Origin of the sequence: Streptomyces hiroshimensis (assembly GCF_014650335.1) — a bacterium.
In the GTDB taxonomy this organism is placed as follows: Bacteria; Actinomycetota; Actinomycetes; order Streptomycetales; family Streptomycetaceae; genus Streptomyces; species Streptomyces hiroshimensis.
The window spans coordinates 341,679-354,035 of record NZ_BMUT01000006.1; the positions used below are offsets into that span (position 1 = coordinate 341,679).

Consider the following 12,357-nt stretch of genomic DNA (forward strand, 5'->3'; position numbering starts at 1 on the left):
GAGACACGGAGACACTGAGCGAGCGGCGCCGTACCCCCGTGGACGGCGCCGCTCCCGCATGCACGCCGGGGTTCAGGCCGAGTACGCGCCCGGGCCGAGGCCCGTCGTCACGCCGATCCGGTTCCACGCGTTGATCGTGGTGATCATGGCGATGAGCTGGGCGAGCTCCTGCTGGGGGAAGTGCTTCGCCGCTCGCTCGTAGACCGCGTCGGACACTCCGGAGGGCAGCAGCGTGACGGCCTCGGTCAGGGCGAGCGCCGCCTGCTCCTTCTCGGTGTAGAAGCCGGCCGCCTCCTCCCACGCGTTGAGGAGGTAGATGCGCTCCTCCGACTCGCCGAGCTTGCGGGCGTCCTTGGTGTGCATGTCCAGGCAGAAGGCGCAGTGGTTGAGCTGCGAGGCGCGGATCTTGACCAGTTCGACGAGGGAGGTCTCCAGGCCCTTCCGGGCCGCCCGCTCCAGGTTCAGCATCGCCTTCTGCACCTCGGGGGCGTGCTCGTGGAGCAGCATGCGGGGGGCGTGGTGGTGGGTGGTGGTCTGTGCGGTCGCGTTCGTCATGGCTACGACACTAGGCCGGGAACAGCCCACAGGTATGGTCCATTCCCATGGAGAAAACACGGGCCACTTCGGGGGGTGCCGGCGACGGCGCGGGTGTGGACTTCCATCTGGACCTGAGCGGGCCGGGCGGTGTGCGCGCCTCCCTCATCCGCGCCCTGCGCGAGGCCGTCCGCAGCGGCCGGCTCGCGCCCGGCAGCCGGCTGCCCGCCTCCCGTACGCTCGCGGCCGACCTCGGCCTGGCCCGTAACACCGTCGCGGACGCCTACGGCGAGCTCGTCGCCGAGGGCTGGCTGACCGCCCGCCAGGGCTCGGGCACGCGGGTGGCCCGGCGGGCGGCGGCGCGGGCGCCCGAGCGCCGGACACCGCCCGTGCGGACGCCGCGGCGTCCCGCCTACAACCTGCGCCCCGGGACCGCCGACGTCTCCGCCTTCCCGCGCGCCGCGTGGCTCGCCGCGGCGCGCCGGGCCATGGCGGCCGCCCCGAACGACGCCTTCGGGCACGTCGACGAGCAGGGCCGGATCGAGCTGCGGACCGCCCTCGCGGGCTATCTGGCGCGCGCCCGCGGCGTGCACGCGGACCCGGAGCGGATCGTGGTGTGCGCGGGCTTCATGCAGGGGCTGGGCCTGGTCGGCCGGGTGCTGCGGGAGCGCGGCATACGCGAGATGGGGGTCGAGGAGTACGGGCTGTGGTTCCACCGGGAGACGCTGGAGCGGGCGGGGCTGCGGTGCCTGCCCATGCCGCTGGACGGCCACGGCGCCGACGTCAGTGTGCTGGAGGGCGGCAAGGCGGACGGCCGGTCCGTGCTCATGACCCCGGCGCACCAGTTCCCCACCGGCGTGCCCCTGCACCCCGACCGGCGCGCCGCGGTGGTCGACTGGGCGGCCCGTACCGGCGGGACGATCCTGGAGGACGACTACGACGGCGAGTTCCGCTACGACCGGCAGCCGGTCGGCTGCCTGCAGGGCCTCAGCCCGGAGCGCATCGTCTACTTCGGCACCGCGAGCAAGGCCCTCGCGCCGGGCCTGCGGCTCGCGTGGATGGTGCTGCCGGAGCACCTCACCGGCGAGGTGCTGGCCCACAAGCGGGCGGGGGAGTGGAGCTCGGGGGCGCTGGAGCAGCTGACGCTCGCGGAGTTCATCACGTCCGGGGCGTACGACCGGCACGTGCGGGCGATGCGGCTGCGCTACCGGCGGCGGCGCGACCGGCTCGTCGAGGTCCTCGCCGAGCGCGCCCCGCACATCAAGGTCACGGGCATCGCGGCGGGCCTGCACGCCGTCCTCGAACTCCCGCCGGGCACGGAGCACCCCACCCTGCAGGCCGCGGCGTGGGAGGGCCTGGCCCTGGAGGGCCTCTCCCGCCTCCGCTGCACCCCGCCCCCGGCCTCTGTCTCCGACGGCCTCATCGTCGGCTACGGCACCCCGCCGGACCACGCGTTCCCGGGCGCCCTGGAGGCCCTGCTGAGGGTGCTGCCGCCGGCGGAGTGACGACCGGTCCCCTCAGGCCGTCTCCGCCGGCCCCTCGGCGCCGCCCTCCCCGAAGCGGGCCAGGGCCAGGGCACCCGCGACCGCCAGGGCGAAGCCCGCGGCGGCGAGCGGCGTCAGGCCCGGGCGGGTGCGGTCGCCGAGCCAGACGATGCCGACCAGCGCCGGGCCCAGGGTCTCGCCGATGACCATGCCGGCCGTGGCCGCCGTCACCGAACCGCGCTGCAGGGCCGACGTCAGCAGCAGGAACGCGGCGCCCCCGCCCAGCAGCAGCGCGTACGCCGCCGGGTTGCGGAGCAGCGCCCCGGGGGAGAGGTCGTCGATCAGGCGGACGGTCACCTCCACCACGCCGAAGCCGAAGCCCGCGCCCAGCCCGAGGGCCGCTGCACGGGCCCGGCCCGGCAGCCGCCCGGCCGCGGCGCCCAGCGCCAGGACACCGGCCGCGACGACGAGGGTTCCGGCGCGCAGGGCCGTGGAGCCCGTGCCGTCCCCCTCGGCGCCGGACGCCAGCCCGAGCATCGCGAGTCCCCCGCAGACCACGGACACCGCGGCCCACTCGATCCCGCTGAGCCTCACCCGCAGCACCCGCGAGGCCACGACCGCCGTCACCGCGAGGCTCGCGGCCAGGGCGGCGCCCACGGCGTAGATCGGCAGGGTCCGCAGCGCGACGAGCTCCAGCGCGAAGCCCGCCGCGTCCAGCGCGAGCCCGGCCAGATAGCGCCACTGCCGCAGCACCCGCAGCAGCAGGACGGGGTCCACCCCCGAGCCGCTGCCCGGCGCGGAGGCCCGTGCGGCGACGGCCTGCAGAACGGACGCGGTGCCGAAACACACCGCCGAACCCAGCGCGCACAGCATCCCGAGGAGCATCGTCCGACTGTAGGCCGCCCCGCCGCCCGCCGTACGGAAAGGCCCTTTAGGGTGAGGGACCTCGTCGCACGCGAGTGCGAGAGAAGAGCGGCAGAGGCAGAACATGACGGGGGTCATCTGCATGACGGAAAAGACGGAAACGACGGAAAAGAAGGGCAGGGCGGGCAGGACGGGCGGGACCGGCAGGACGCGGCGCAGGCTTCGCTCGTCCACGGTCATCCTCGGCGGGATGGGCGCGCTCGCCGCGGCCCTGACCTCCTGCGGCTCCGAGCCGGACAAGCGCTGCGTCGACCCGAACAGCTACGACGCCGCGCGCGGCGGCTACCGGGTCCTCGACTCCAAGGCGTGCAAGAGCAAGGGCAGCGGGAGCACCACCGGCACCACCGGCAGCAGCAGCGGCAGCAGCGGTACGAGCGGCACCGGCCGCTGGTACTACAGCTCGGACAAGTCCGGCGGCTATGCCGAGCGCGGCACCTTCAGCAAGAGCCAGGCCGTCGACCGGGGCGGCTTCGGCTGCTCGAACTCCGGCTCCGGCGGCGGCTGATCCCGTGCGCCGCCACCGCACCGAGCCCCGCCCCGGCTGGCAGGCCACCGTCGAGGAGCAGGGCGTGATCTACCCCCTGACCCGCCTCCCCGACGGCTCCCTGCGCCCGTACTGGGACGAGAGCGCGTACTACTCCTTCACGCTCGACGAGGTCGAGGAGCTGGAGGAGACCGTCGCCGAACTGCACGAGATGTGCACGGCCGCCGCCGCGCACATCGTCGAGCGCGACCGCTTCGCCGACCTCGGCCTCACCGATCCGGCGCTGACCGCCCTGATCGCCGAGTCCTGGCGCCGCCGCGACGAACTCCCGTCCGTCTACGGCCGCTTCGACCTGCGCCACGACGGCCGTGGCCCGGCCAAGCTGCTGGAGTACAACGCCGACACGCCCACCTCCCTGGTGGAGGCGGCGAGCGCCCAGTGGTTCTGGATGGAAGACCGCTTCCCCGGCCTCGACCAGTGGAACTCCCTGCACGAGCGCCTCGTCGACGCCTGGAAGCGGCAGGCGCCGCTGCTGCCGCCCGGCGCGCCGCTGTACTTCGCGCACTCGGCCGGCGACGAGCTCGGCGAGGACCTGATGACGGTCGCCTACCTGCGCGAGACCGCCGAGCAGGCCGGCCTGGACACCCGGGCGATCTCCATGGAGAACGTCGGCTGGGACGCCCTCTCCGGCCGCTTCGTCGACGAGCGCTACGCCTTCATCCGCTCCTGCTTCAAGCTCTACCCGTGGGAGTGGCTGGCGACCGACCGCTTCGGCCCCCACGCCCTGGACACGCTCGACAACGGCGGCGGTACGGGATCCACGCTGTGGATCGAGCCGGCGTGGAAGATGCTGCTGTCCAACAAGGCGCTCCTGGCGATCCTGTGGGAGCTCCACCCGGGCCACCCCAACCTGCTCCCCGCCTACCTCGACGGCCCCCGCGAGCTCGCCCGCACCGGCGGCTGGGTCGCCAAGCCGCTGCTGGGCCGCGAGGGCGCCGGCATCACCGTCCACGAGGCGGGCGCGCCCCCGGTGCTGCGGGACGAGCCGTGCTGCTACCAGCAGCTGTGCCCGCTCCCGGACTTCGACGGCAACCGTACGGTCCTCGGCGCGTGGGTGGTCGACGGCGAGCCGGCGGGGTTGGGCATCAGGGAGTCGGCGGGCCTGATCACGGACGAGTACGCGCGGTTCGTCCCGCACGTGATCGAGACATGACCGACGCGTGACCGGCTGAGCGCTCAGAGCTCCGGCGCGGACAGGTGCAGCACCTCGTACCGCTCGGTGCAGTCGTCGTCGAGCGGTACGGACTCCTGCCACAGCACGAAGCGCAGCAGCTGCCAGTGGTGCGGGTCGACGGCGAGCGCGGCCGTGTGCACGGCGTCGTGCCCGGCCGCCAGCTCGCGCAGCGCCTCCGCCTCCGCCGCGACCGCCTCGGTCAGCCCCTCGGCGGGCAGCTGCGTCAGCCGCCGGGACGCCGCCCGCGGCACCGCGCCCCGCGCGGGCCCGGCCTCGCAGGCGATCCCGGCCCAGTGCCGCACGACCGGGCGGCCGAAGTCCCGCACGATGCCCTCGAATCCGCCGCCGCCGACGAGGAACTCGCTCATCGCGGCGGTGTCGTTCCACAGGTAGAACGGCGCGTACTGGTTGACGGGCGAGCCGTTCACGCCGCGCTCGCGGATGACGTAGGCCTTCAGCGCCATGCCGGCGCGGTCGTCGAGGGCGTGGCCGCGGGTGGCGACGCGCTCGCGGATGATCCCCATGTCGTAGTCGGCGGGGAGGGTGATCTCGTACTGCTTTGCGTACACGGTGTGTTGTGCCTTTCGCGTGCTCAGACTATGGGTTCGGCCGGGTAGCCGGCATCGGTGACGGGCTCGCCGCGCTCGGCCTCGGTGCCGTCCTCGGCGGCCGTCAGGACGGCCAGGTGGGTCATGGAGGTCGTGGGCCCGGCGCCGTGCCAGTGCCACTCGCCGGGGGCGATGACGACGCGGTCGCCGGCCCGCACGACCTCGACCGGCCCGCCCCGGCGCTGCATCAGCCCGGTGCCTTCGGTGATGTGCAGGACCTGGCCCTCGGGGTGACGGTGCCAGTGGGTGCGGCTGCCGGGCTCGAAGCGGACGTCGTCGATGCGCAGCCGCGAGGTGGGCCCCGCGACGGCGATCGGCGTGGCGTGGACGGTTCCGGTGACCCACTCGGGAGCGGCGGTGTAGGTGGCGGGCGGGTCGCGGTGGATCAGCATGGGGTGCGCTCCAGGAGAGTCAGGAGAGTGACGGATCAGGAGGACTGCGCGGCGAGAAGCCCGAGCACCCCGTCGACGGCCTGCTCGAACGGCGCCGTCGAGCCGGCGGCACGGGCCAGCACGTAGCCGCCCTGCAGGACGGCGACGACGGTCGCGGCGGTGACCGCCGGGTCGAGGCCGGCGGACAGCTCGCCGCACGCGACGCCCTCCGCGAGCACCTCGGCCAGCCGCCCCCGCAGCCAGACGAACGTCTCGTCCACGGGCGCCCGCAGCGCGGCGTCGGCCATCACGTCCGGATCCTGCGTGAGCCGCCCGACGGGGCACCCCTTGAGGACGTCGCGCTCGCGCCGCAGATAGGCGGTGATCCGCTCCACGGCCGTGCCCGGCCCGCCCAGCTGCTGCTCGGCCTTGCCCCGCATCTCCTCGGCGGTCCGCCGGATGGCCGTCAGCGCGAGGTCGGGCTTGCCGCTGAAGTGGTGGTACATGCTGCCCTGCCCGGCCCCGGCGCGCTGCTGGATGGCCTTCGGGCTCGTACCGACGTAGCCGCGCTCCCACAGCAGCTCGCGGGTGCTCTCGATGAGGCGTTCCGAGGTTTCCGAGGTGCTCATGGTGGGAGTGTACATACTAGTAGGTACAGAAGATCAACTCCGGATGTGAAAGGAGGGCCCGGCGTGCACTGCACGCCGAGCCCTCCTTTCCTCCGCACCCCTCCGTCAGGAGCCCAGCACCGCCCGCAGCTGGTCGAGCCCCCAGTCCAGGTCCTCCTTGCTGATCACCAGCGGCGGGGCGATCCGGATCGTGGACCCGTGGGTGTCCTTGACCAGTACCCGCCGCTCCATCAGCCGCTCCGAGATCTGCCGGCCCGTGCCGTGCGACGGGGCGATGTCGACGCCCGCCCACAGGCCGCGCCCGCGCACCGCCTCCACCGCGCCGCCGCCCACCAGCAGGTTCAGCTCCTGGTGGAGGTGCTCGCCGAGCTCCGTGGCCCGCTGCTGGAACTCGCCGGACTTCAGCATCGTGATGACCTCCAGCGCCACCGCGCAGGCCAGCGGGTTCCCGCCGAACGTCGAGCCGTGCTCGCCGGGCCGGTACACGCCGAGGATCTCCCGGGACGCCACCACGGCGGACACCGGCACCACGCCGCCGCCCAGCGCCTTGCCCAGCACGTACATGTCGGGGACGACGTCCTCGTGGTCGCACGCGAACGTTCTGCCGGTGCGGCCCAGGCCGGACTGGATCTCGTCCGCGATGAACAGCACCCCGCGCTCGGCGGTCAGCCGCCGTACGCCCGGCAGATAGCCGGCCGGCGGCACGAGCACCCCGGCCTCGCCCTGGATGGGCTCCAGCAGCACGGCGACCGTGTCGTCGTCCACGGCCTCCTCCAGCGCGGCCAGGTCGCCGTAGGGGACGATCTCGAAGCCCGGCGTGTACGGGCCGTAGTCCGCCCGGGCCTCCTCGTCCGTCGAGAAGCTGATGATCGTGGTCGTGCGGCCGTGGAAGTTGTCGGCCGCCACGACGATCTTCGCCCGGCCGTCCGGCACGCCCTTGACCTTGTACCCCCACTTGCGGGCGGTCTTCACGGCCGTCTCGACCGCCTCCGCGCCCGTGTTCATGGGCAGCACCATGTCCTTGCCGCACAGGGCGGCGAGCTCGGTGCAGAACTCCGCGAAGCGGTCGTGGTGGAAGGCGCGCGAGGTCAGCGTCACCCGATCGAGCTGCGCCTTCGCGGCGTTGATCAGACGCCGGTTGCCGTGGCCGAAGTTGAGCGCGGAGTACCCGGCGAGCATGTCGAGATAGCGCCGCCCCTCGACGTCCGTCATCCAGGCGCCCTCCGCATACGCGACGACGACCGGCAACGGATGGTAGTTGTGCGCGCTGTGGGCCTCGGCGGCGGCGATGCTGCGTTCCGTGGAAGTCACCGTGTGCTCCGTTCGTGTACGGGCATGCGTGTGCGGGCATTGCTGTGCCCCGTGTTCCACCTTTCTACTACTCACGGCCCCACCGTCGGACGGAGTCGGGCACCGCACCTGAGAGAATGTGCGCATGGCCCTCGATCGACCGCGCGCTCTCTCCGGCATCCAGCCCACCGCAGGCTCGTTCCACCTGGGGAACTACCTCGGTGCCGTCCGCCAGTACGTGTCTCTGCAGGAGACCCACGACGCCTTCTACATGGTGGTCGACCTGCACGCGATCACCGTGCCGCAGGACCCCGAGAAGCTGCGGGCCAACACCCGCCTCGCCGCGGCCCAGCTGCTCGCCGCCGGCCTCGACCCCGAGCGCTGCACCCTCTTCATCCAGAGCCACGTCCCCGAGCACGCCCAGCTCGCGTGGGTGATGAACTGCCTCACCGGCTTCGGCGAGGCCTCGCGGATGACGCAGTTCAAGGACAAGTCCGCCAAGCAGGGCTCCGGGGCCACCACGGTCGGCCTGTTCACCTATCCGATCCTCCAGGTCGCCGACATCCTCCTCTACCAGGCGAACGCCGTCCCGGTGGGCGAGGACCAGCGCCAGCACGTCGAGCTCACGCGCGACCTGGCCGAGCGCTTCAACGGCCGCTTCGGCGACACCTTCACCCTTCCGGCCGCGCACATCGTCCGCGAGACGGCGAAGATCTACGACCTGCAGGACCCGTCGGCGAAGATGAGCAAGTCGACGGCGAACCCCAAGGGCCTGATCAACCTCCTCGACGAGCCCAAGGTCTCCGCCAAGAAGATCAAGAGCGCGGTCACCGACACCGACACGGTGATCCGCTTCGACCCGGAGAACAAGCCCGGCGTCAGCAATCTGCTCACCATCTACGCCACGCTCACCGGTACGGGAATGGCCGATCTGGAGCAGAAGTACGAAGGCAAGGGCTACGGTGCGCTGAAGACGGACCTCGCCGAGGTCATGGTGGAGTGGGTGACGCCGTTCCGCGCGCGCACGCAGGAATATCTCGACGACCCCGAGACGCTGGACTCCGTCCTGGCGAAGGGCGCCGAGAAGGCCCGCGCGGTCGCGGCGGAGACGCTCGCCCAGGCGTACGACAAGGTGGGCTTCCTGCCCGCCAAGCACTGAGGGCGGCCGGGCCACCGGAAGCGCTCCGGGCCCCTGGTCCCGTCCCGTACGGGACCAGGAGCTCTGGCACGGGGTGTGGCACAGCCGTCACACTGGCCACGGGGACATACAGGCGCGCAGGAGGGAGAACGCAATGGGGACCGTAACGCTCGGCGTTTCGATCGCGGTCCCGGAGCCGTACGGAAGCTTCCTCCAGAAGCGCCGCGAGGGCTTCGGGGACCCGCACGCACACGGCATCCCCACGCACGTCACCCTGCTGCCGCCCACCGAGGTCGACGCCTCGTCCCTGCCCGCGATCGAGGAGCACCTCGCGCGGGTCGCCGCCGAGGGCCGGCCGTTCCCCATGCGCCTGTCCGGCACCGGCACCTTCCGCCCCCTCTCGCCCGTCGTCTACGTCAACGTGGTCGAGGGCTCCTCCTCCTGCGCCTGGCTGCAGAAGCGCATCCGGGACGCCTCCGGGCCCGTCGCCCGCGAGCTGCAGTTCCCGTACCACCCGCACGTCACCGTCGCCCACGGCATCGCCGAGGAGGCCATGGACCGGGCCTACGAGGAGCTGGCCGGTTTCGAGGCCGCCTGGACGATCGACGCCTTCGCCCTCTACGAGCAGGGCACCGACGGCGTGTGGCGCCTGGAGCGCGAGTATCCGTTCGGGGAGGGGGAGGGGACGGCGCCGGCCGTCCCCCAGCAGACCGGTGTGCGACCCCCCGCTCCTTCGCGTTAGCGCAGCTCGGAGCGGGCGTATCCGCCCGTCCGGGTGGTAGACGTACGCCATGGACTGGCTGACGCGGCTCCCCGGCATCGGGCCCCTGATCACCCGCCTCATGCGGACCCACGCGTGGCGCTCGTACGAGACCCTGGACCGGGTGAAGTGGACCCGCCTCGCCGCGGCGATCACCTTCACCAGCTTCGTGGCCCTCTTCCCCCTGCTCACCGTCGGCGCCGCCGTCGGCGCGGCCCTGCTCAGCGAGGAGCGGATGCGGGACCTGGAGCGGCGGCTCGCCGAGCAGGTGCCCGGCATCTCCGGCCAGCTCGACCTCAGCGGCCTCGTCGACAACGCCGGGACGGTCGGCCTTGTCGCCGGAGCGCTGCTGCTGTTCACGGGCATCAGCTGGATCGGCTCGCTGCGGGAGTGCCTGCGCGCGGTCTGGGAGAAGGAGGAGAGCCCCGGGAACCCCGTCGTGCTCAAGCTCAAGGACGGGGCGCTGCTCCTCGGCCTCGGCGGCGTCGCGCTCGTCTCGCTCGGCTGCTCGGCCTTCGCGTCGGCGGCCGTGGACTGGGTGGCCGCCAAGACCGGGCTGGACGGCATCGGCGCGCTGCTGACCGCGGCCGGCTTCTGCATCGCCGTCCTCGCCGACTTCCTGCTGATGCTCTACGTGCTCTCCCGGCTGCCCGGCGTCCTGCCCCCGCGCCGCCGCCTCGTCGTCGGCGCGTTCCTCGGGGCGCTCGGCCTGGAGCTGCTGAAACTGCTGCTCGGCGGCTATCTGCGGGGCGTGGCGGCGAAGAGCATGTACGGGGCCTTCGGCACGCCCGTCGCGCTGCTGCTGTGGATCAACTTCATGGCGAAGCTGGTGCTGTTCTGCGCGGCGTGGACGGCGACACGTCCTGCGGACGAGCAGCCGCAGGAAAAGGCCCGTACGGCCTGAGGCCGGCCCGGCACCGCCGACTGCCGCCGTCCTGGTTTCGCGCCGCGGCGGCGGCAGGAAAGCGGCTGCCGCCGCGGCGGAAAGGACAAGCCCGCCGCCACGGCGAGAATCCCCTACGGCGAGGGTCCGGCGGAATGCGGAACCGCCGGACCGGCGACGTACCGGCTACCCCTTCGGCCTCGGCCAGCGGCGGTGGACGACGAACGCTCCCGCGGCCAGGGCCGCCACCGCGCCGCCCGCGATGCCCACGGCCGTCCACATCCCGCCGGAGCCCGAGCTCGCCACCGAGGCCTGCGAGTGGTCCCCGCCGGCCTTGCCGGCGCCGCCCTTGCCGCCCGCGGCGCCTCCCTTCGGGGGAACCAGCATGCCGACCGGCTTGACGTGCCCGGCCGCCTCGAAGCCCCAGTCCAGCAGCCGCGCGGTCTCCTTGTAGACCTCGTACTGCTCCTGGATCTCCGGGTTCATCACCGTCACCAGCAGCTTGCGCCCGTCGTGCTGGGCGACGCCCGTGAAGGTGTTGCCCGCGTTCGTGGTCGAGCCGTTCTTCACCCCGGCCATGCCCTTGTACGGCATGCCGCCCGGCATGCCCTCGCCCGTCAGCAGCCGGTTGGTGTTGACGATGCCGAAGCTCTCGCGCGGCTTGCCCGGCTTCTCCTCGCCGGGGAACTGCGCCGACACCGTCGAGCAGTACTCCCGGAAGTCCGCCTTCTGCAGCCCCGAACGGGCGAACAGCGTCAGGTCGTACGCGCTGGAGACCTGCTCGTCCGCGTCGTAGCCGTCGGGGGTGACGACGTGGGTGTCCAGCGCCTGCAGGTCCTCGGCGTGCGCTTGCATGTCCTTCACGGTCTTGGGGATCCCTCCGTTCATGGACGCGAGGACGCGCACCGCGTCGTTGCCCGAGCGCAGGAACACGCCCAGCCACAGGTCGTGGACGCTGTACGACGAGCCCTCCTTGACCCCCACGGCGCTGCTCCCCGCGCCCATGCCCTCCAGGTCGGAGGGATCGACCCGGTGCGTCTTCGTCCGGGGCAGCTTCGGCAGCACCGTGTCGGCGAAGAGCATCTTCAGGGTCGAGGCCGGCGGCAGCTGCCAGTGCGCGTTGTTCGCGGCGAGGATCTCGCCCGACTCGGCGTCGGCCACGAGCCAGGAGCGCCCGCTGAGCTCCTTGGGCAGCTCCGGCGCACCCGGCCCGAGCTGCACCTGCGGTCCCGGCCGGCCCAGCATCTCGCCGCCCACGGTGGACATCCTGACGGGCGGCCTGCGGGGCGCGCCCCGGCCGACGCCCTTGCCGTCGTCCTCCCTGGCGGTCGCGCCCTCGGGCGCCCGGGCGCCCGAGGGACTGGGGCTCACGCTCGGGCGGCTCGGGGTCGGGGAGGGGGTGGGATCGGCGAGGGCGGGGGCGGCGGTCATCAACGGGACGAACAGGGAGGCGGCGGCCGCGAGCGCGGCCCCGTGACGTCGTCGCGTCGCGGCGGCCCGCGTGGGGCGTGATGTCGTCGTCGGCACGTCCGTGAAACTACCCCGCCACCTGGGGGTTCCAGTCGCCGCCTCACTGGCTCGGATGACGGCCGGGGACCCGATAGGACTAGTGCGCTGACCCGAACGCATACTGAAACCCATGCCGAGCACTACGTCCGACGCCGCCCCCGCCGCGTCCGGGGCCTCCGCCGCTCCTGCCGCCGCCCCCGCCGTCCTCTCCCGTCCCGTCTCCTGGTTCCTGCTCGCCTTCGGCGCGTGGAGCTGGGTCATCTGGGTCACCTTCGCTAAGAACCTATGGAAGGACGGCAGCGGTCTCGCCTTTGACGACGCGGGTGATCCGACCGCGTACTTCTGGGTGCACCTCGCGCTCGCCATCACCTCGTTTCTTCTGGGGACGGCCGTGGGGCTGATCGGGTTGCGCGGCGTCAGGGCGCTGCGGCGCACGTCATAGGAGCGACGAGGGCGCCGGGGCGGTACCTGCCAGGCACCTGCCCTGTACCTGCTCGGCACCGGGCCGG

General features: G+C 72.9%; 14 protein-coding genes. 7 read left to right on the top strand and 7 right to left on the bottom strand.

Annotated features, from left to right (window positions below; all coding sequences use genetic code 11):
* Positions 1-72 precede the first annotated feature (72 nt).
* Positions 73-555 (bottom strand): carboxymuconolactone decarboxylase family protein, encoded by a 483-nt coding sequence (locus tag IE241_RS16550; RefSeq protein WP_190022493.1) that lies wholly within the window; start codon positions 553-555, stop codon positions 73-75.
* A gap of 47 nt (positions 556-602) precedes the next feature.
* Between IE241_RS16550 and pdxR the strand changes: the two genes are divergently transcribed.
* Positions 603-2,039: a MocR-like pyridoxine biosynthesis transcription factor PdxR gene (gene pdxR / locus IE241_RS16555; RefSeq protein ID WP_190022494.1), complete on the top strand. Its 1,437-nt coding sequence runs from the start codon at positions 603-605 to the stop codon at positions 2,037-2,039.
* A gap of 12 nt (positions 2,040-2,051) precedes the next feature.
* Here pdxR and IE241_RS16560 read toward each other — a convergent pair whose 3' ends face one another.
* Positions 2,052-2,891, bottom strand: coding sequence for a hypothetical protein (locus tag IE241_RS16560; protein ID WP_190022591.1), 840 nt, complete (start codon positions 2,889-2,891; stop codon positions 2,052-2,054).
* 241 nt (positions 2,892-3,132) lie between these two features.
* On the opposite strand from IE241_RS16560, the gene IE241_RS16565 reads away from it, so the two are divergent.
* Both IE241_RS16565 and IE241_RS16570 read left to right on the top strand, forming a co-directional pair.
* Positions 3,133-3,447, top strand: coding sequence for a hypothetical protein (locus IE241_RS16565; RefSeq protein WP_190022592.1), 315 nt, complete (start codon positions 3,133-3,135; stop codon positions 3,445-3,447).
* A gap of 4 nt (positions 3,448-3,451) precedes the next feature.
* Positions 3,452-4,639 (top strand): glutathionylspermidine synthase family protein, encoded by a 1,188-nt coding sequence (locus IE241_RS16570; RefSeq protein WP_190022495.1) that lies wholly within the window; start codon positions 3,452-3,454, stop codon positions 4,637-4,639.
* A gap of 23 nt (positions 4,640-4,662) precedes the next feature.
* On the opposite strand, the gene IE241_RS16575 is transcribed toward IE241_RS16570, so the two are convergent.
* The 4 genes from IE241_RS16575 to rocD form a co-directional block, all read right to left on the bottom strand.
* Complete coding sequence (locus IE241_RS16575) at positions 4,663-5,229, bottom strand: DUF4865 family protein (protein WP_190022496.1); 567 nt, start codon at positions 5,227-5,229, stop codon at positions 4,663-4,665.
* Between the two features lie 23 nt (positions 5,230-5,252).
* A complete protein-coding gene (locus IE241_RS16580) occupies positions 5,253-5,660 on the bottom strand; it encodes a (R)-mandelonitrile lyase (protein WP_190022497.1) in 408 nt (135 codons plus the stop codon).
* A gap of 35 nt (positions 5,661-5,695) precedes the next feature.
* On the bottom strand, positions 5,696-6,268 hold the full coding sequence (locus IE241_RS16585; RefSeq protein WP_229899340.1) for a TetR/AcrR family transcriptional regulator: 573 nt from the start codon (positions 6,266-6,268) through the stop codon (positions 5,696-5,698).
* A gap of 105 nt (positions 6,269-6,373) precedes the next feature.
* A complete protein-coding gene (gene rocD, locus IE241_RS16590; RefSeq protein WP_229899342.1) occupies positions 6,374-7,579 on the bottom strand; it encodes an ornithine--oxo-acid transaminase in 1,206 nt (401 codons plus the stop codon).
* A gap of 124 nt (positions 7,580-7,703) precedes the next feature.
* Between rocD and trpS the strand changes: the two genes are divergently transcribed.
* The 3 genes from trpS (at position 7,704) to IE241_RS16605 (ending at position 10,360) form a co-directional block, all read left to right on the top strand.
* Positions 7,704-8,717, top strand: coding sequence for a tryptophan--tRNA ligase (gene trpS, locus IE241_RS16595; protein ID WP_190022500.1), 1,014 nt, complete (start codon positions 7,704-7,706; stop codon positions 8,715-8,717).
* Between the two features lie 133 nt (positions 8,718-8,850).
* Positions 8,851-9,438, top strand: a complete 588-nt coding sequence (locus IE241_RS16600; protein ID WP_190022501.1) for a 2'-5' RNA ligase family protein — start codon at positions 8,851-8,853, stop codon at positions 9,436-9,438.
* 49 nt (positions 9,439-9,487) lie between these two features.
* Entirely contained in the window at positions 9,488-10,360 is an 873-nt protein-coding gene (locus IE241_RS16605) for a YihY/virulence factor BrkB family protein (RefSeq protein ID WP_190022502.1), read from the top strand.
* Positions 10,361-10,525: 165 nt separating this feature from the next.
* Here IE241_RS16605 and IE241_RS16610 read toward each other — a convergent pair whose 3' ends face one another.
* Entirely contained in the window at positions 10,526-11,980 is a 1,455-nt protein-coding gene (locus tag IE241_RS16610; protein WP_373300689.1) for a D-alanyl-D-alanine carboxypeptidase family protein, read from the bottom strand.
* Positions 11,981-12,077: 97 nt separating this feature from the next.
* On the opposite strand from IE241_RS16610, the gene IE241_RS34210 reads away from it, so the two are divergent.
* Positions 12,078-12,290, top strand: a complete 213-nt coding sequence (locus IE241_RS34210; protein ID WP_229899380.1) for an SCO4848 family membrane protein — start codon at positions 12,078-12,080, stop codon at positions 12,288-12,290.
* Positions 12,291-12,357 lie beyond the last annotated feature (67 nt).

Excerpts from the sequence above, each read along its gene's own strand:
- IE241_RS16550 (WP_190022493.1), bottom strand. The coding sequence starts at position 555 with ATGACGAACGCGACCGCACAGACCACCACCCACCACCACGCCCCCCGC.
- pdxR (WP_190022494.1), top strand. The coding sequence starts at position 603 with ATGGAGAAAACACGGGCCACTTCGGGGGGTGCCGGCGACGGCGCGGGT.
- IE241_RS16560 (WP_190022591.1), bottom strand. The coding sequence starts at position 2,891 with ATGCTGTGCGCGCTGGGTTCGGCGGTGTGTTTCGGCACCGCGTCCGTT.
- IE241_RS16565 (WP_190022592.1), top strand. The coding sequence starts at position 3,133 with ATGGGCGCGCTCGCCGCGGCCCTGACCTCCTGCGGCTCCGAGCCGGAC.
- IE241_RS16580 (WP_190022497.1), bottom strand. The coding sequence starts at position 5,660 with ATGCTGATCCACCGCGACCCGCCCGCCACCTACACCGCCGCTCCCGAG.
- IE241_RS16585 (WP_229899340.1), bottom strand. The coding sequence starts at position 6,268 with ATGAGCACCTCGGAAACCTCGGAACGCCTCATCGAGAGCACCCGCGAG.
- trpS (WP_190022500.1), top strand. The coding sequence starts at position 7,704 with ATGGCCCTCGATCGACCGCGCGCTCTCTCCGGCATCCAGCCCACCGCA.
- IE241_RS16600 (WP_190022501.1), top strand. The coding sequence starts at position 8,851 with ATGGGGACCGTAACGCTCGGCGTTTCGATCGCGGTCCCGGAGCCGTAC.
- IE241_RS16605 (WP_190022502.1), top strand. The coding sequence starts at position 9,488 with ATGGACTGGCTGACGCGGCTCCCCGGCATCGGGCCCCTGATCACCCGC.
- IE241_RS16610 (WP_373300689.1), bottom strand. The coding sequence starts at position 11,980 with ATGGGTTTCAGTATGCGTTCGGGTCAGCGCACTAGTCCTATCGGGTCC.